At 57.7% G+C, this 17920-nt stretch carries 15 protein-coding genes; 10 read left to right on the top strand and 5 right to left on the bottom strand.

Going from position 1 to position 17920, the window contains the following annotated elements; all coding sequences use genetic code 11:
- Position 1 precedes the first annotated feature (1 nt).
- From BA011_RS23940 to BA011_RS23895, 10 genes are all read left to right on the top strand, one after another.
- Entirely contained in the window at positions 2 to 1072 is a 1071-nt protein-coding gene (locus BA011_RS23940; protein WP_003545680.1) for a radical SAM/SPASM domain-containing protein, read from the top strand.
- Positions 1073 to 1184: 112 nt separating this feature from the next.
- Positions 1185 to 2201: an N-acetylneuraminate synthase family protein gene (locus tag BA011_RS23935; protein ID WP_065282264.1), complete on the top strand. Its 1017-nt coding sequence runs from the start codon at positions 1185 to 1187 to the stop codon at positions 2199 to 2201.
- Entirely contained in the window at positions 2198 to 2875 is a 678-nt protein-coding gene (locus BA011_RS23930) for a cytidylyltransferase domain-containing protein (RefSeq protein ID WP_065282263.1), read from the top strand. Before BA011_RS23935 ends, BA011_RS23930 begins: the two co-directional genes overlap by 4 nt.
- Complete coding sequence (locus tag BA011_RS23925; RefSeq protein ID WP_065282262.1) at positions 2857 to 3822, top strand: PseG/SpsG family protein; 966 nt, start codon at positions 2857 to 2859, stop codon at positions 3820 to 3822. Before BA011_RS23930 ends, BA011_RS23925 begins: the two co-directional genes overlap by 19 nt.
- On the top strand, positions 3819 to 4520 hold the full coding sequence (locus tag BA011_RS23920; RefSeq protein ID WP_065282261.1) for a WbqC family protein: 702 nt from the start codon (positions 3819 to 3821) through the stop codon (positions 4518 to 4520). Before BA011_RS23925 ends, BA011_RS23920 begins: the two co-directional genes overlap by 4 nt.
- Positions 4517 to 5149, top strand: a complete 633-nt coding sequence (locus BA011_RS23915; RefSeq protein WP_065282260.1) for a PIG-L deacetylase family protein — start codon at positions 4517 to 4519, stop codon at positions 5147 to 5149. The genes BA011_RS23920 and BA011_RS23915 overlap by 4 nt, the downstream gene beginning before the upstream one ends.
- Complete coding sequence (locus BA011_RS23910; RefSeq protein WP_065282259.1) at positions 5134 to 6000, top strand: hypothetical protein; 867 nt, start codon at positions 5134 to 5136, stop codon at positions 5998 to 6000. The genes BA011_RS23915 and BA011_RS23910 overlap by 16 nt, the downstream gene beginning before the upstream one ends.
- Positions 6001 to 6121: 121 nt before the next feature.
- Entirely contained in the window at positions 6122 to 6979 is an 858-nt protein-coding gene (locus BA011_RS23905) for a glycosyltransferase family 2 protein (RefSeq protein ID WP_065282258.1), read from the top strand.
- The gene (locus BA011_RS23900; RefSeq protein ID WP_065282257.1) at positions 6976 to 7998 is read left to right on the top strand and encodes a class I SAM-dependent methyltransferase; all 1023 of its coding nucleotides are present in this window, start codon (positions 6976 to 6978) and stop codon (positions 7996 to 7998) included. Before BA011_RS23905 ends, BA011_RS23900 begins: the two co-directional genes overlap by 4 nt.
- A gap of 373 nt (positions 7999 to 8371) precedes the next feature.
- Positions 8372 to 9178: a glycosyltransferase family 2 protein gene (locus BA011_RS23895; RefSeq protein WP_065282256.1), complete on the top strand. Its 807-nt coding sequence runs from the start codon at positions 8372 to 8374 to the stop codon at positions 9176 to 9178.
- 128 nt (positions 9179 to 9306) lie between these two features.
- Here BA011_RS23895 and BA011_RS46260 read toward each other — a convergent pair whose 3' ends face one another.
- The 5 genes from BA011_RS46260 to BA011_RS23870 all read right to left on the bottom strand — a co-directional run bounded on the left by BA011_RS46260 (position 9307) and on the right by BA011_RS23870 (position 17836).
- A complete protein-coding gene (locus BA011_RS46260) occupies positions 9307 to 15273 on the bottom strand; it encodes a M10 family metallopeptidase (protein ID WP_065282255.1) in 5967 nt (1988 codons plus the stop codon).
- A gap of 257 nt (positions 15274 to 15530) precedes the next feature.
- Positions 15531 to 15779 (bottom strand): hypothetical protein, encoded by a 249-nt coding sequence (locus BA011_RS23885; protein WP_065282254.1) that lies wholly within the window; start codon positions 15777 to 15779, stop codon positions 15531 to 15533.
- 67 nt (positions 15780 to 15846) lie between these two features.
- A complete protein-coding gene (locus BA011_RS23880) occupies positions 15847 to 16650 on the bottom strand; it encodes an anti-sigma factor family protein (RefSeq protein WP_065282253.1) in 804 nt (267 codons plus the stop codon).
- Positions 16647 to 17252: an RNA polymerase sigma factor gene (locus tag BA011_RS23875; RefSeq protein WP_065282252.1), complete on the bottom strand. Its 606-nt coding sequence runs from the start codon at positions 17250 to 17252 to the stop codon at positions 16647 to 16649. Before BA011_RS23875 ends, BA011_RS23880 begins: the two co-directional genes overlap by 4 nt.
- A 47-nt stretch (positions 17253 to 17299) precedes the next feature.
- Positions 17300 to 17836 (bottom strand): tetratricopeptide repeat protein, encoded by a 537-nt coding sequence (locus BA011_RS23870; RefSeq protein ID WP_065282251.1) that lies wholly within the window; start codon positions 17834 to 17836, stop codon positions 17300 to 17302.
- Between the last annotated feature and the right edge of the window lie 84 nt (positions 17837 to 17920).

Genomic DNA, 17920 nt, shown 5'->3' with positions numbered 1-17920 from the left:
ATTGAACGAGCGTTACGTTCCGATCAATAAGGGCAATTACTCGATGGACACAGTCGAGCGCGAAGCCGCGTTCGACAAGTTCCGGGGCGAAGGCTGGGAAGCAGAATACGCGGATTACCGTCGCAAATGGTCAGAATATGCCCTGAACCAGCAGGTTTCGGACTATCCACTGCTCGTCGATCTCGAGCTGGCATCGATCTGCAATCTGCGCTGCCCGATGTGTTATACGATCAGCGACGAGTTCAAGAAAAGTGTGAACACGACGCGGATGGACTGGGATCTCTACTGCCGTATCATCGATGAGATCGGCGGCAAGGTTCCTGCGATCCGTCTGTCGCTGCGGGGCGAAGCCACGCTGCACAAGCGCTTCGCCGACTGCGTGCGCTATGCCAAGGACCATGGGATCAAGGAAGTCTCGACCCTCACGCACGGCTTCAAGCTCAACAGAGACTATTTCGCTCAGCTCGTCGATGCCGGCATCGACTGGATCACCGTTTCGATCGATGGCACCGGTGAGACCTACGAGAAGATACGCAAGCCGATCAAGTTCGAGGCGCTACTCGATAAGATCAAGGACATCAAGAAGTACAAAGATGAGCGTGGTCTCCACCGTCCGGTCATCAAGGTGCAAGGCATCTGGCCGGCGATCAGGGAAAATCCGGATCTTTACTATGAGACGTTTGCACCTCACGTGGATCTGGTCGCCTTCAATCCGCTGATCGACTATCTCGGCAACGATTCTGACGTTCAATATCTGGATAACTTCACCTGCCCGCAGCAATACCAGCGCCTCGTTATCGGCGCCGACGGACTTGTGATGAAGTGCTCGAACGACGAGGAAAATCGCGAAGTCATTGGTGACGCGACGACGGAGACGGTACACCAGATTTGGCACGGCGAAAAAATGAATGCAGTCCGCGCCTTGCACAAAGAACCGCAGGGCTTCTTGAAAAGCGAAGTATGCCGCCGATGCTATCTGCCTCGCCTGACGGATGATGAGCCGACCGAAATCTGCGGCAGGAAAGTGATCGTCCGAAATTACGTGGATCGGGCCCAGGAAATCGGAAAATAGAGCAGCAGCCGGGTGCATATCGGTCGTGTGCGGGATGACATTGCACAGAGCTGGACTGAGCTGGCTACCGCTATTGGAACGCCGGCCGTATAGTGAATTGCAGGAGTAGCAGATGTTCCGGAACTACCGACCCGACCGGTGTTATATTATCGCCGAAATCGGCGGGAATTTTACGACTTTTGATCAGGCAAGACGGCTGATCGACGAGGCCAAGGCGTCCGACGTGGATGCTGTCAAGCTCCAGACTTATCGCGCAGAGACTCTGTCGAGCCGCAACGCCATGTTCGATATGGAAAACACCGGCGTTACCTCGCAATTCGAGCTTTTCCGTAAATATGAAGTCGGTCAGGAGCTTCACGAAGCGGTTTTCCGCTATGCCGAGGAGCATGGGCTGGACTGGTTTTCGTCGCCCTCACACGAAACGGATGTCGATCTGCTGGAGAATTGCGGGGTTGGTGCCCACAAGGTGGGCTCGGACGATGCAGTCAACATCCCCTTCCTCCGCTATCTGGCAAAAACGGGCAAGCCCATAATCCTGTCGACCGGGATGTCGACGCTCGACGAAGTTCGGGAATCCGTTGCCGCAATCAAGGAGGCAGGCAATCAGAAGCTCATTCTGCTGCACGCCATCACAAGCTACCCGACGCATCCGGAAAATGTGAACCTGCGCGCCATGCAAACGATGATGGAGGCGTTTCCGGATCTCGACGTTGGCTATTCCGACCATACGCTGACCCCGGTCGCAAGCCTTTGTGCCGCCGCGATGGGCGCACGGGTTATAGAGCGGCATTTCACCTACGACAAAGCCGCCGACGGTCCCGACCACATGCTCTCGGCCGATCCGGGGGAAATGAAATGGCTCGTGGATGCGATACGTGCTTTCGAGGTGATGAAAGGCAGTGGTCGCAAGGAACCGGCAGCCAGTGAGGCGACGACAAGATTGAACAACCGCAAGAGTATTGTCGTCAATCGACCGCTCAAAGCCGGCCATGTCATCTCTGCCGGCGATATCTCGGTCAAACGACCTGGGACAGGGATTGAACCGAAGCATCTCGAAACTCTTGCAGGGCGACGGCTCGTAAAGGATCTTGATGTGGACGCCGTTCTCCAGTGGAGCGATCTGGCGTGACGCTTGGAATCATTATCCAGGCGCGGATGGGATCCACCCGATTGCCGGGAAAGGTGCTTCGCGACATTTCCGGCAAGCCGCTTCTCGGACATGTTCTGGGTAGGCTTCAGATGTTGACGCGGCCTGCTAAGGTTGTCGTTGCGACCTCATCGGCCGGCGAGAACGATATGATCGAAGCCTGGTGCCTTGAGCATGGTGTAAGCTGTTTTCGTGGCGACGAAGCCGATGTTCTCGATCGTTATTTTCAATGCGCGAAATCGCTCGGAATGTCCGACATTGTTCGATTGACCGCGGATAATCCCTTCACTGACATCGAGGAGCTTGAGAGGCTAATCGATCTGCACCAAAAGCAAGGATTCGACTACACGCATGCGTTCGGTCAGTTACCGATTGGCGTTGGCGCCGAGATATTTACGTTCGAAGCTTTGGCGCGCAGTCATCGCGAGGGAAAGCTGCCACACCATCGAGAGCACGTGAATGAATACTTCACCGATCGGCCGGAACTGTTCAAGATCGGCCAGCTCGACGTGCCGCCGGCTAAAATATCCCCCGAACTGCGCCTGACGGTAGATACAGAAGAAGACTGGAGACGGGCTTGCGCTCTGGCAGCGCGCGGAGGTGGGAACTGGCTCGGAACAGAAGAAGCGATCAAGCTATGTTCGTCTTCTGCATAGAGAGTTCGCATGCACGCGGCATGGGGCATCTGTTTCGGTCGTTGACGCTCGCCACCGAACTGCGTTCGCGCGGTCATTCAATCCGTTTCCTGGCGAATGATCATCCGAATTCGTTGCGAATCATCCAAGAGCGCGGCTTCGACGTTGCGCTTTACGATCTCGCCGCCGTCACGGGATGGGAGGATGGTTTCGTCGACGTCGGCGTTCTGTCACCGATCTGGATCAATGACCGCCTCAATACGCGGCGATCTCACAGCGAAACGATCAAGCGTTTGGGCGCCAAGCTCGTTACTTTCGATGATCGCGGCGATGGCGCGGAACTCGCCGACATGAACATCTGCGCTCTCCTTTTCGAAAAGACGGAGGATCTGAAGGGCAAGGATGTTCGGCTGGGAGTGGAGTACATGATACTCAATCCTGAAATCGCGGCGTATCGCAGGATTCGGCAAAGTCTTGCATCGATACTCGTCACGCTTGGAGGCGCCGATACCTACGGCGTGACCGTCCGCGTCGCCAAATGGCTGACCAGCAAATCTTTTCCCGTCACCATCGTCACGGGCCCGAGCTTCCAGCACATGGCGGAGCTTGAAGGGGTCGTCGCGACCGCCGCACCGGGTCAGTTCAAACTGCTCAACCAGGTGCCGTCGCTTGCGGCAGAGATGCATGGACACGATCTGGCGATTACCGGCGGCGGTGTCACCCCATTCGAAGCCTGTGCGGCCGGTTTGCCGTGCGTGGTGATCGCCAACGAACCTTTTGAAATCCCGGTCGGGCGTGCGCTCGAAGAGCTTGGAGCAGCGTTCTTCGCCGGGCATCACTCGGCATTCGATCTCGGCATCCTGGAAAAGGCGATTCCCATCAAGAGCATGAGCGAGACTGCCATGGCCAAGGTCGACCTTGGCGGAGTCGGCCGCGTTGCCGATCTGCTGGAAAGATTGGCTGCATGACTATGACAGCGGTGATCCATCAGCCGGACTTTGCATCCTATCTCGGCTTTTTTCAGCGTTTTCTGAACGCCGACCTCTACATCGTTCTGGATCATGTTCAGTTCGTCCATGGCACGAGCAAAAGCTGGACGCATCGTGACAAGATAAAGACGGCACAAGGCGACCGCTGGCTCACCGTCGGAATTAGAAAGCCAAGCTTCGGTACACCGATCAATGCGGTGGAACTGGCACCCGGCACAGGATGGATAGACCAAAACCTTTCCCTGCTTCGGGAAAACTATCGCAGATCTGACGGTTGGAGTGAGGTCTTTCCCCGTATAGAGGTCCTCTATGGCAGGCGATTCGAGCTGCTGGCCGATTTCAACATGCATTTCCTCGAAGGGATCCTGGATATGCTTGAAGTCACCATGCCGATGGTACGATCAAGCACTCTAAGCCCCGAGGGTCATAGGAACGAATTGCTTGTCGAACTGCTGCGTAAAGTGGGAGCCACACGTTATCTCTCGGGTCTCGGCGCGCGCGACTATATGCGGCCGGAAGTGTTTGAGGCAGCCGGGATCGAAATCGAATGGCAGCATTTCGTCCACCCGGTTTACCCACAGCCATTCGGCGAGTTCATTCCCTATCTCAGCATTCTCGACACACTATTGAATTGTGGTATTGCAGGCACGCGTGACCTGCTCTGGAGTTGCAAATGAATATTCTCGCGATCGGTGCCCATTTTGACGACGTGGAACTAGGCTGTGGCGGTGCATTGGCGCGCCATGCGGCAAACGGAGACACGGTTTACGTCTATGTCGCCACCGTATCCGGCTTTTCCAACCAATATGACCAGTCCGTCCGCAGCAGCCAGGTCGCCAGGGCGGAAGCGGATGCTGCGATGGACATTCTCGGCGTTCACAAGATGTTTTGCGGCGAGTTCAAAACGCTTCAGATCGAATTCGTCGACCCGCTGAATATCGAGATCCTCAAGCTCGTGCAGGATCTGAAGATCGATATGGTCTACACCCACTGGGTCGGAGACATCCACCATGACCATCTGGCCTTGTCGCGCGCATCGCTGCACAGCTGCCGCCATGTGCCTCGTCTGCTGATGTACCGCAGCAACTGGTACCATTCGACGGTGGATTTCAGGGGGAATTTCTACGTCGACATCACCTCCCATTGGGACCAGAAGGAAAAGGCGATCCTTGCCCATGAATCCGAGATGGAGCGTACGGGGCGGAAATGGGTGAGCTTCTTCCGAAATGAAGCGGAGAACGCCGGCCAGCGCATCGGTGTAAAATACGCGGAGGTTTTTGAGGTCGTAAAGTGGCTGCAGCTTTGAGAAAAATTTTGACCTTTGGCTCCATGCTGCTCCCCTATGGTGTGCATGAGTTGAGGCGCAGGCTAAGTACTCGCCACAAATTCTCTGCTGATGTCGCGAGATCACTGGCAGAAAATAGACAACTTGCTGGTCAGCACGAGGGCGGCCGCTGTTTTATTTTAGGAAACGGCCCGAGCGTCAAGGGCTTGGATCTGTCGCGACTTCAAGGTGAAACCGTTATAACTGTTTCCAATGGCTACCTGCACTCCGATTTCGGCAAGTTCCAGTCTCGTTATCATTGTGTTCCGCAAATTACCTACGTAACGATGACGTCGGAGGACGTGATCGACTGGTTTAACGAGATGCATTCACACCTGGGCGCCGCGGAACTGTTTCTCAGTTCCACTGAAGCGGAACTGGTTCGAAAACACAATTTGTTTTCAGGGCGAACGGTTCGGTATCTTGTGCTCGGTGAAAGCTTCGACGAAAGAACATCAGAGGAAGTCGTCGATATCTCTCGACCGGTCCCTCGTGTAGAGTCGGTGCCGGTGATGGCCTTGATGATAGCGATGTATCTTGGTTTCAAAGAGATCATCCTGCTCGGCGTCGACCACGATCGTTTCCTGACATCGAACTACGGATACGCCTTCGACCTCAAGGTGCAAAAGGGAAAAGATTTCACCGTAAATGCGGACGGCACCCTGACAAGGACCCGCCACGACGAGTTTCAGCAGCTGGCGCGGCTGTGGCGGCAGTATCGAGCCATCTCAAATATCGCCAAAGCGAATGGTATCCGCGTCGTCAATTCCACACCCGGCGGAGCACTGGACGAATTTGAGAGGCGGCCTTTCCAAGCTTGGTTCGAAGAATGAAGCGTCTTCATCCTGCGTCAATACTGGTTGATAGAACAAACGCGCGGTTCGCTGTCGCCGATGTGTCTTTTGTACAACGGCCGGATTTCTGTTGGTTCGTAAGGAAAGACGACAATATTTGATGCGCGTAAACGTCCTAATTCCGGTCTTCAACCGACTTGAGCACACTCGCAAAGTTATCGCGGCCTTGAGGGCCCAAACCGTTGTCGACAATATTCGAATTGTTGTCATCGATGACGGCTCCACCGATGAAACGGCTGAGTTCCTCGCGGCGCAGCCTGACGTGACGAGCATAAGAGGCGACGGCAATCTTTGGTGGGGCGGAGCCATAGAGGTCGGTCTGAAGCGGGTTCTGCCCGACTGCGGCCCCGAAGACTACATCCTGTTCGTCAACAATGACACGTGGTTTGGCCCGACCTATGTCGAGACATTGATACGGTGTTCACGCGAAAATGGGGATGCCATTGTCGGCAGCGTCGTTCATGAGGAGGAGAGCGACCCGCCTTTGACGGGCGTGGGACCGCGCTTGAACATAAATCGTATTGCGGTGTGGGACATTCTTGCCGAGTTGAGTGAAGAGGAGCGCCGGAATCCCAAGCCGCTCTATAAGGCGGACGCGCTCAGCGGTCGCGGAACGTTGTTTCCCGCGGAACTGTTCAAACGGCATGGAACCATGCGTCCGCGTTTCCTGCCGCATTATATGGCCGATTACGAAATATCCATGCGCTTCGCACGAACGGGCGTACAACTCCTTGTTTCCAGCGAAGCCATAGTTTATTCACCGCCAGTCTACGGCGCTCACGTGTCGAATACGTCTTCGTGGAAGAAGCATTTTGGCCGGCGCTCGCCCCACAATGTATTTCAGCGGGCCGCGTTCTATTCTTTGATCGGCACACCTTTGCAACGGCTGACAGCGCCATTGCGCATGGCGGCCTTCATGATTATCCGGATGGCTCATGCTCTGCGAGCGAAGAAATGAAAAAGGACAATAACAACGCGATGAAGAGCGATCATCAGATGCAGTGTATTGCCTGCGGTTCGAATATGGAAACATTTATCGAGCGCATATCCGACGATCGATACGGCTGCCCCGGTGTATATTCGATCGAGAGGTGCGTGTCTTGCGGTCATATGACGACGACACCGCCGCTCACGGAAGAAGACCTGCCTGGGCTTTACAGTACGTATTATCCACGCCGGGAAGTCGATTTCTCCGCCATAGAGCGAGAAGCTGCGCTGGTCAACAAGCCTTTCGCCGCTTTCAATCGTTGGATGGCCGGCACCGATCACCAAGGCCACTATCTGGCGCAGCCTGGTGAGAAGGTACTGGATGTCGGTTGCGGCTCATGCATTTCACTCCTTGAAATGCGCAACAAGGGTATCGAAAGCTGGGGGATCGAGGCGGATCCGAATGTGCGGACAATCGCTGATCATTTCGATCTGCAGGTCCATATCGGCAACATTTACGATCTGCCTTTTCCCGACATGAAGTTCGACCTGATTGTATTGAATCAGGTGCTCGAACATGTGCCGGATCCCTCGGCCATGCTTCAGGCGGTAAGAGAACGTCTCACCCCCCAGGGTCGCGTGATCATGGCGTTCCCCAATACCGGCTCGTTTCATCACAAGATCTGGAAAGACCGCTGGATCAATTGGCACATTCCCTATCACCAAAATCATTTCAACCGCACCTCTTTTACCAAACTGGCCGGCAAGTTTGGTTACAAGGTCGAAAACGTCAGAACGGTTACGCCTAATCTCTGGTCGGTCCTGCAATTACGCACTGCACGCGAGCGGAAGCAGGAGGGCAAGTCATCATCCACCTGGACGCACAATGCTGATGCAATCCAAGTCAGGCCACCGTTCTTCACTCGGCTGAAGAACGTAGGCCTATCGCGTGGTGCACGTGGGGCCGGGATGGTGATGGGATTGGGCAATCGAATTCTGGATGCCGCAGGCAAGGGCGACAGCCTTCTCTTCGTGCTGAGGCCGATCTAGAAATTCCACCCCGCTCTCCCGCAAGGTCAGGCGATCGCACGTAGGAGAATTCAACGGAACGCTCCGACTGCATAGGAGCGGATAGCAGGCACGGGTGCAGTCCAAGCCCACGCCGCGAGGCTGGATACAATGAGGTATGGCGTGTCAAGAACCGGAAGAAGTTGCTTCGAGATGGCGAGGGTCGCAAGGATGGAGCCGAGTGCTCGAGCCCCCGGCTAACAAGATGTCCTTGAGCAGCTTTTTCTTCGAAGACAAGAGACACCCCTGCATTGATCAACGATAATCTGCAGTACTGGATTGCGACGCCGCCTTTCCGTCTGCTACGGGTTGGCTAGATTCCGCCTCTTCGAATATGAGCAAGACACCCGTTAAAATGGCTGCAGACACCGCCGATCCACGTACTCCCCGGATAAGCCTCATCACCGTTTGCTGGAACGCCGAGCGGACCATTGCCGATACGTTGCGGTCCATCGACACGCAGACCTACCACGATTTCGAGCACATCATCATCGACGGTGGCTCAAGCGATTCTACGCTCGCCATCATCGCTTCGGCGCCCGCCGAGAACCGCCGTGTGCTTTCGGGACCGGATGGAGGCATCTATGAGGCGATGAACAAAGGAATTGGTCTAGCAACCGGCGATATTATCGGGTTCCTGAATGCGGACGATATTTTCGAGAGCAGCGACTCCCTCGGAACTGTGGCGGCTGCGCTGGAAGATGAAGCATATGACGGCTGCTACGGCGATCTCGTCTATGTTTCCAACCGGCATGTCGATCGCAAAATCCGCTACTGGAAATCGCGTGCGTTCAGATCCGGTTCTTTCGCCCGTGGCTGGTGTCCACCACATCCGACATTTTATGTTCGACGTAGCGTTTATGAACAGTTCGGGCGGTTTGATCTGCGTTATCGGCTTGCAGCCGACGTCGAGCTCATGATGCGATTTTTGGAAGTCGCGCGGATCAGAACAATCTATATCCCGCGAGTCCTGGTCAGGATGCGCTTAGGGGGCGCCACGAACAAGAACGTTCAAAATATATCGCGTCAGAACAAGGAGGTGCTGTCCGCCCTTGCCGACAATGGCCTGAAGGTCTCAACATCGATGTTCTGGGCCTTTAAGATCGTGAACCGGTTGGGCCAGTTCCTGATGCGCAATCGATCGCAGGATTTATCAGCGTAAATCCACGCGGCCGCCGATAGCCGGTCACACCGCCACCCTCCCCCGAACCCGTCCGCAATCGCCGTCATCCGCTCCGCCGAAGCATGCTCGATCTCCCCCGCAGGGTTTACCAGGAGGTCCGATTGGGTTCACGCAAAAAAGAAATCCCCCGAGTCTAGGCTCGTCAAGGCTACGTTCCTCAGCACTATGGTGTTGTCGATATCGGCTGTAACGATTGTATCGTTGCCATACTGACTGGATGCCGCAAAAAGCGATTCCCAGTCGGCGAAAATATTGTGATCGATTCTGATCGTGTCGTGCGCCGTGCCGGTTGCCATGAAGTCTATGATCGTGTCGTGGCCCCAGTTCGGCAAATAAACGAACAAGTCTGCCGCGTCGCCACCAACGAGGATGTCGTTGCCGGCGCCACCGGCAAGGGTGTCGGTCCCGCTACCGCCGACAATTAGGTTGTCCAGCGAGTTTCCTGTTCCGGCAAAGTTCGTCGTTCCGATATAGGTGAGGTTCTCGACATCACTGCCAAGCGTGTAGCTCGCCAGTGTCGTCCGCACGGTGTCGGTCCCCGCATCGACGTTTTCGGCGACGATATCGACGGCATTGTCGATCACATAGATGTCGTTGCCAGCGCCGCCGATCAGCGTGTCATTGCTGGCGCCACCATCCAGCACATCATTGCCGGCGCCGCCGGTGATCGTGTTGGCGAGAGCATTGCCGGTGCCGGTGAAGTTGGCCGATCCCGTGTAGGTGAGGTTCTCGACATTGTTGCCAATCGTATAGCTGGCAAGCGCCGTCTGGACCGTGTCTGTCCCCTCGTTCGCATTCTCGATCACAAGGTCGGTCGCGATATCGACGACATAGATGTCGTCACCCGTCCCGCCTGACATCGTGTCGGAACCAGCACCACCGAGCAATGTGTCGTTGCCGGCGCCACCGCTGAGATTGTCCGCAGCTGCCCCACCGGTCAGGACGTTGTTCAGCGCGTTGCCCGTGCCGGCAAAGGCTGCCGTTCCGATTCCGATATAAGTGAGGTTCTCGAGATCGGCGCCAAGCGCATAGCTTGCCAGCACGGTCTTGACCGTGTCGGTTCCCGCGGCGGCGTTCTCGGCGACGCTGTCGCCGGCATTGTCGACGATATAGATGTCGTCGCCCGCACCGCCGATCAGCGTGTCGGCGCCTGCCCCGCCATTCAGCAGATCATGGCCGGCGCCGCCGGCGATCATGTTGGCCAGCGCATTGCCGGTGCCGGTGAAGTTGGCCGATCCCGTGTAGCTCAGGTTCTCGACATTGATCAGTGCAGCGATCGAATAGGCTGCAAGCGACGTGCGGATTTCGTCGGTGCCGGCACTGGCCAACTCGGTGACGACGTCGCTCGCAGTGTCGACCACATAGATGTCGTTGCCCGCTCCGCCGATCAGCGTGTCATTGCCGGCACCGCCGTCCAGAAGATCATTGCCGGCGCCGCCGGTGATCGTATTGACGAGCGCATTGCCGGTGCCGATAAAATCGCCGGCGCCGATGAAAGCCAGGTTTTCGACATTGGCAATATTGGTCAAGGCATAGGAAGAAAGCACCGTCCTGATCAGATCGGTTCCTTCATTCAGCCCTTCGGTGACCACGTCGGCCAGATCATCGACGATATAGATGTCGCTGCCCGCTCCGCCGATCAGGGTGTCAGCGCCAGCCGCACCATTCAGGGTGTCGTTGCCGACACCACCGGTGATCGTGTTGGCAAGGCTATTGCCTGTCCCGACAAAGGCTGCCGTTCCGATATAGGTGAGGTTCTCGACATTGGCGCCAAGCGTATAGCTTGCCAGGGCCGTGCGAACCGTGTCGGTTCCCGCGGCGGCGTTCTCGGCAACGCTGTCGCCGGCATTGTCGACGATATAGGTGTCGTCGCCCGCCCCGCCGATCAGGCTATCGGCACCTGCCCCGCCATTCAGCGTGTCGTCGCCGTCGCCGCCTGACAGCGTATCAGCGGCGGCCGCCCCTGTGATTACATTGTCGAGATCGTTTCCGGTGCCGGCAAAGGCTGCCGTTCCGATTCCGATATAGGTGAGGTTCTCGGCATTGGCGCCAAGCGTATAGCTTGCCAGGGCCGTGCGAACCGTGTCGGTTCCCGCGGCGGCGTTCTCGGCAACGCTGTCGCCGGCATTGTCGATGATATAGGTGTCGTCGCCCGCACCGCCGATCATCATGTCGGCGCCTGCCCCGCCATTCAGCGTGTCATGGCCGGCGCCGCCGGTGATCGTGTTGGCCAGCGCATTGCCGGTGCCGGTGAAGTTGGCCGATCCCGTGTAGCTCAGGTTCTCGACATTGATCAGTGTAGCGATCGAATAGGTCGCAAGCGACGTGCGGATTTCGTCTGTGCCGGCACTGGCCAACTCGGTGACGACGTCGCTCGCAGTGTCGACGACATAGATGTCGTTGCCCGCTCCGCCGATCAGCGTGTCATTGCCGGCACCGCCGTCCAGCAGATCATTGCCGGCGCCGCCGGTGATCCTGTTGGCGAGCGCATTGCCGGTGCCGGTGAAGTTGGCAGATTCCGTGTAGCTCAGGTTCTCGACATTGGTCAGTGCAGCGATCGAGTAGGTCGCAAGCGACGTGCGAATTTCGTCGGTGCCGACACTGGCCGCCTCGGTGATGACGTCGGCCAGATCATCGACGATATAGATGTCGTTGCCCGCTCCGCCTATCAGCGTGTCAGCGCCAGCCCCGCCATTCAGCGTGTCGTTGCCGACACCACCGGTGATCGTGTTGGCGAGGCTATTGCCTGTCCCGGCAAAGGCTGCCGTTCCGATTCCGATATAGGTGAGGTTCTCGACATTAGCGCCAAGCGTATAGCTTGCCAGGGCCGTGCGAACCGTGTCGGTTCCCGCGGCGGCGTTCTCGGCAACGCTGTCGCCGGCATTGTCGACGATATAGGTGTCGTCGCCCGCACCGCCGATCAGGCTATCGGCACCTGCCCCGCCATTCAGCGTGTCGTTGCCGGCGCCGCCTGACAGCGTATCAGCGGCCGCCGCCCCTGTGATTACATTGTCGAGATCGTTTCCGGTGCCGGCAAAGGCTGCCGTTCCGATTCCGATATAGGTGAGGTTCTCGGCATTGGCGCCAAGCGTATAGCTTGCCAGGGCCGTGCGAACCGTGTCGGTTCCCGCGGCGGCGTTCTCGGCAACGCTGTCGCCGGCATTGTCGATGATATAGGTGTCGTCGCCCGCACCGCCGATCATCATGTCGGCGCCTGCCCCGCCATTCAGCGTGTCATGGCCGGCGCCGCCGGTGATCGTGTTGGCCAGCGCATTGCCGGTGCCGGTGAAGTTGGCCGATCCCGTGTAGCTCAGGTTCTCGACATTGATCAGTGTAGCGATCGAATAGGTCGCAAGCGACGTGCGGATTTCGTCTGTGCCGGCACTGGCCAACTCGGTGACGACGTCGCTCGCAGTGTCGACCACATAGATGTCGTTGCCCGCACCGCCGATCAAGCTATCGGCACCTGCCCCGCCGTCCAGTATGTCGTTGCCGGCGCCGCCGGTGATCGTGTTGACGAGCGCATTGCCGGTGCCGGTGAAGCTGGCGGATCCCGTATAGAGCAGGTTCTCGACATTGTTGCCGAGTGTGTAGGCGGCCAGCGTCGTGCGAACCGTGTCAATACCCACCTCGGCCGCTTCGGTGACGAGGTCGCCGGCATTGTCGACGATATAGGTGTCGTTGCCCGCTCCGCCGATCAGTATGTCAGCGCCAGACGCACCATCCAGGATGTCGTTGCCGACACCACCAGTGATCGTGTTGGCAAAATCATTGCCCGTGCCGGTAAAGGCCGCCGTTCCGATATAAGTGAGGTTCTCGAGATTGGCGCCAAGCGCATAGCTTGCCAATGTCGTGCGAACCGTATCGGTTCCCGCGGCGGCGTTCTCGGCAACGCCATCACCGGCATTGTCGACGATATAGATGTCGTCGCCCGCACCGCCGATCAGTGTGTCGGCGCCTGCCCCGCCATTCAGCAGATCATGGCCGGCGCCACCGGTGATCGTGTTGGCGAGCGCATTGCCAGTGCCGGTGAAGTTGGCCGATCCCGTGTAGCTCAGGTTCTCGACATTGACCAATGCGGCGATCGAATAGGCTGCAAGCGCCGTGCGGATTTCGTCGGTGCCGGCACTGACCGCCTCGATGACGACATCGCTCGCACTGTCGACCGCATAGATGTCGTTGCCCGCTCCGCCGATCAGCGTGTCATTGCCGGCACCGCCGTCCAGCAGATCATGGCCGGCGCCGCCGGTGATCGTGTTGACGAGCGCATTGCCGGTGCCGGTGAAGCTGGCCGATCCCGTATAGAGCAGGTTCTCAACATTGTTGCCGAGCGTATAGATTGAAAGCGCCGTCTTGATCAGATCGGTCCCTTCATTCAGTCCTTCGGTGACCACATCGCCAACGTTATCGACAGTATAGGTGTCGTTGCCCGCTCCGCCGATCAGGGTGTCTGCTCCGGCCTTCCCGTCCAGGGTGTCGGCACCTGCCGCACCCCTGATCGTGTTGGCAAGGTCATTGCCCGTCCCGGTAAAGGCCGCCGTTCCGATATAGGTGAGGTTCTCGAGATTGGCGCCAAGCGTATAGTTCGCCGATGTCGCGCGAACCGTGTCGATCCCCTCATCAGCGGCTTCGGTGACGATGTCGCCGGCATGATCGACGATATAGGTGTCGTCGCCCGCACCGCCGATCAAGCTGTCCGCACCGGCTCCGCCGTTCAGCGTATCGTTGCCGGCGCCGCCGGTGATCGTGTTGGCGAGCGCATTGCCGGTGCCGGTGAAGCTGGCGGATCCCGTATAGGTCAGGGTCTCGATATTTTCGCGGAGCGTATAACTTGAAAGCGCCGTCTGAACTGTGTCCGTCCCCTGATTCGGGCTCTCGATCACAAAATCGAAATTATCGTCGACAACATAGAGGTCGTTACCCACCCCGCCCACCATCCAGTCGGAACCAGCCCCTCCAATCAATGTGTCAGCGCCGGCACCACCATAAAGGGAATCATTTCCGGCATTGCCCCAAAGCGTATTGTTCGCTTCGTTGCCTATAATGTTGTCGTTGCCGGAGCCGGCCTGAACGTTCTCGATCAAGGACGCAACGTTGCCGTTATAAAGAAGTGCGTTGAAAATGTTGCCGCGGGCATAGCCATTGTTCGGACCACCCCACAGATCGGCCAACTGGCTCTGGGAAAAGACCGAATACCCCCCTGCTTGCAAGTCGATCTTGAGGGCGGTGGTATAAGCGCTCAAATCATAGGTATCGATACCACCGCCGTCCCAGATTGTTGCGAAGATCCGGTTGGCATCGGGGGTGATGGCGGCCACCCCGTCGACATAGGTGACGCCTTCGTTCGGATTCCACTTATAGACGGTATCGCCATTGTTCGTCGTGTAGTCCGCACCATACATTTCCTGCAGGGCGGCGATGTCGAGCATCATGAAGGTCTGTGGCGCCCCGTCATGTTCATACTCGTACCCGTCCCCATTATCTCCGACATATGTGCGGTAGGTCATGATCGTATATTCGACCGAATCGTAGGCACGCGGAACGACCGTGGGATTGTAAAAGAAATCCGGTTCGTGAGCATGTTTCAGCCCGAGAGCGTGACCCAGTTCATGCGCCAGGGTATGTCCCGCATAATTGCCGAACTCCGGATAGCGATAGTCGGATTCCGTGCCGGCATATTCCGTCCCGAACCAGATATCGCCGCCGCTGATGCCAGCATCCGGATAATAGGCCCATGCTGTCACAAGCTCTGGATCCGACGACTGAGCGAACCGCACCGTTGCGGTATCCGCGCTTCCGGCCTCAAAGTTGGCGTTCGTAAACCCCTCAACCGAAAAGCCGTCATTTGCCGCGTTTCCATAGGATTGCTCCATAAAAAATAAGGCTACAGACTGCTGTTGCGAGGAAATCGACGAAAAATCGAAATCTTTCTCGCCGCTATAGGAATATGATGTCGAGAGAGTGGGGAACGCATATGTTATCGTCCCGTCCCAGGCAGTGCCGCCGAACAGCCCGTCAATTCTCTGATCCCCTGTCGAATTGACGTACTTCATCCAAGTAATAAGATTCGTCATAAAATACCCGTTTGCCTATTCCATTCGCCGCGCCTAATGCCGGTTTCCCTCTGCCCGAAATCAGAGGAAAATTCAACTAAAAGCTTTATTTCTCTTCAGGAAAGTTTTTTTGACCTAGTAACTAACGCTCCTGAAGCGCTTTCTCCTCTATCGAAGGCCAGAAGACATATTCCAGGATCCTGGTGCTCGCCCGTCCGAACCTCCGCAATTGCTGCCACGGCGGCACTTAAATTGACGTTACGGTCATCTGCTGAAATTTAATAAGCCTCAGGCTTGGTGATATCGGGAAAGCGAGAGGTCCGCATTGTTTCGGCGCCGTCGAACGTTGTCTCCGGCCGTCGTGCCGCGGGGTCGCCCTCACGGCGTGCCGCGTCGGGTTCGAGGATCGCATCTGCCGCAATCTTGGTGACGTGGGCTGCGATCGTTCCGTAGCGAGTGAAGGGAAAGGCGTCGAGCCTGACGACAGCGCCCTGTCCGACCGTGGTGAAGCCGATGTCCTTCTTCAAAGCGTCAATTTCGAGCTCAAATGCGCTCCCCAAGAAAACCCGGCGAAGCTGAAGTCCGCAGAGCTGGTCAGCTTGAAAGCCTGCTCCGGGCGTTCTCCGCCAATTCCTGCACCCGGTCTACGGGGATGCGGCCGATCAGCATGAAGGCGTGCGTCGCGTTCGACCAGTAGACGACATTCATACCTTTGCGGTTTTCGAGGTCCGGCGCCTTCGGCCCAGCGTCAGACTTGACGATGCAGAGCGCCATCGGCCCGGTCTCGGGGTCGAGATAGGCGATCTGGGCGAGCGCCTTACCATCATATTGCAGCAGCAGGGCGCGTTTGAAATCGATCCCCGGCAGCGAGACGGCTTCGGGGGAGAGCGACAGACCGAGCTTCTCGTCAAGACCGGCGAGTTGGGCGGCCTGGTCCTCCCTGCCGGGGGCGGGGCCGGCGAGCGTTTCGGCGGTATAGAGCGAGATATAGTCGGCGACGACGGCGCGCCACTCGCTGTTTTCGTCCTTTGCCGAAAAGCGTGCTCCGATGCCGATGACGGCGCGGTCGATGGCGATGCCGGCGACCAGCGAGGCGGCGAGCGCGCCGAGGAAGCGGCGGCGGCTGGCGAATACGGGCGCGGGGCTGGATTTTGCGCTTTCCTGCACAGGGATGGCGGCAAGCATCGCCTGCAGCTTCTCGCGCGGCGCTTCGGCGAGCAGCGGGGCGAAGGCCTGCTTGAACGGCAGGCTGGCGCGTGCCAGCAATTCCAGCCGCTCGGCGACGCTCTCGTCTTCGTTCACAATAGCTTCAATGCGCGCAGCCTCTTCGGCTGTCAATTCGCCATCGATGAAGGCGGTCAGGTCCTCGTCGGAGGGAATGATGTGTTTCGTCGTCATTGCCGTCCCCCTTCCGGTCCGGCGTCGGAGAGCTTGGCGCGGGCAGCCGCCAGCCGGCTCATCACGGTTCCGATCGGGATATCCAATATGCCTGCAACCTCGCGATAGGAAAGTCCTTCCACATAGGCGAGAAAAACCACCGTCCTCTGCGCCTCGGGCAGCGCATTCACCTGTTTCAGCACCTGCCCCGCCATCACATGGGTTTCGGTGTCGTGCGCACCGTCGAAGGTCAGCGTCTCCCCGGCATCGACGAAACCCTGGCCCTGGCGCACCCGGCGGGAGCGGATCTCGTTCAGCCAGATCGAGTGCAGGATCGAAAACAGCCAGCGGTCGAGCCGGGTGCCGGGGATGAATTGATCGGCGCGCTCCAGCGCACGAAGGCAGGTCGCCTGGACCAGGTCGTCGGCGACATCGCGCTGATGCGAGAGAACGAGACCATAACGCCACAGCCTTGCCAGATTTTCCGTCAGGCCGCTCCTGATATCCGCTTCGCTCGCGATGGCCGCCTCCGCCAATCCTGCATTTTTCGAAACCGCCGGATGAACCGGCGATTCCATTCTGGCGCGACTATAGGCAGGAAAATGCGTGCGCGCGACCGACATTCTGACATCCCTTTCGTGCTTCCATTTTCCTGCCCGTGGCCTGCTGATCAGATCTTCGAGGGATCGAGGATTGCAGCGTTCAGATCCTGATATTCCTCGCAAGCCGTACCGCAGATCGCCTTGATTGACTTCAGCTGGTCCTTGGCGAGATCGAGCTGACCCTTGATGATGTAGGCTTCGCCGAGATATTCGCGGACCTTGGCGTATTGCGGGTCCATCTTCACCGACTGCAGGTAATAGGAGATGCCTTCGTCGGTGCGGCCGAGCTTGCGCGTGGCATAGCCGCGATAATTGAGCACTTCGGCGGTGTTCTGATCCTTGACCGTGTCGAGCATGGCAAGCGCCTCCTCGTAGCGACCGGCCTTGGCCAGCGAATAGGCATAGTCGGCGCGGTTCTCGTCGGAGACGTTGGCGCTCTGCTGCTTGACACATTTCTTGGTCTTCTGGTCGTAGATCTCGCCCTTCTTGCAGACCGGGGTCGTGCTGCTGTCATCGCCGACCGCAAAGACCGGTCCAGAGGCTACAGAAGCGGCAAGGCAGCCGCCGAGAATGATGGAAGCGATGCGGGCTGTCATGATCGTCATGGGGAACTCCTCGAAAGTGACGTTGCGACGAAAGAACACCGCTGCATCCAGCTTTATTCGGCTGCCGCTTGCATTTCTTTCTTC

It is taken from the genome of Rhizobium leguminosarum (assembly GCF_001679785.1).
Classification (GTDB): domain Bacteria; phylum Pseudomonadota; class Alphaproteobacteria; order Rhizobiales; family Rhizobiaceae; genus Rhizobium; species Rhizobium leguminosarum_R.
The sequence above is the reverse complement of the archived record's forward strand: the minus strand, read 5'-3'. Positions and strand labels throughout refer to the sequence as shown.

Coding starts and splice junctions, on each gene's coding strand:
- BA011_RS23875 (WP_065282252.1), bottom strand. CDS start 17,252: ATGTCGGTCGCGCGCACGCATTTTCCTGCCTATAGTCGCGCCAGAATG.
- BA011_RS23905 (WP_065282258.1), top strand. CDS start 6,122: ATGCGCGTAAACGTCCTAATTCCGGTCTTCAACCGACTTGAGCACACT.
- BA011_RS23870 (WP_065282251.1), bottom strand. CDS start 17,836: ATGACGATCATGACAGCCCGCATCGCTTCCATCATTCTCGGCGGCTGC.
- BA011_RS46260 (WP_065282255.1), bottom strand. CDS start 15,273: ATGACGAATCTTATTACTTGGATGAAGTACGTCAATTCGACAGGGGAT.
- BA011_RS23925 (WP_065282262.1), top strand. CDS start 2,857: ATGTTCGTCTTCTGCATAGAGAGTTCGCATGCACGCGGCATGGGGCAT.
- BA011_RS23935 (WP_065282264.1), top strand. CDS start 1,185: ATGTTCCGGAACTACCGACCCGACCGGTGTTATATTATCGCCGAAATC.
- BA011_RS23900 (WP_065282257.1), top strand. CDS start 6,976: ATGAAAAAGGACAATAACAACGCGATGAAGAGCGATCATCAGATGCAG.
- BA011_RS23915 (WP_065282260.1), top strand. CDS start 4,517: ATGAATATTCTCGCGATCGGTGCCCATTTTGACGACGTGGAACTAGGC.
- BA011_RS23895 (WP_065282256.1), top strand. CDS start 8,372: ATGGCTGCAGACACCGCCGATCCACGTACTCCCCGGATAAGCCTCATC.
- BA011_RS23880 (WP_065282253.1), bottom strand. CDS start 16,650: ATGACGACGAAACACATCATTCCCTCCGACGAGGACCTGACCGCCTTC.
- BA011_RS23920 (WP_065282261.1), top strand. CDS start 3,819: ATGACTATGACAGCGGTGATCCATCAGCCGGACTTTGCATCCTATCTC.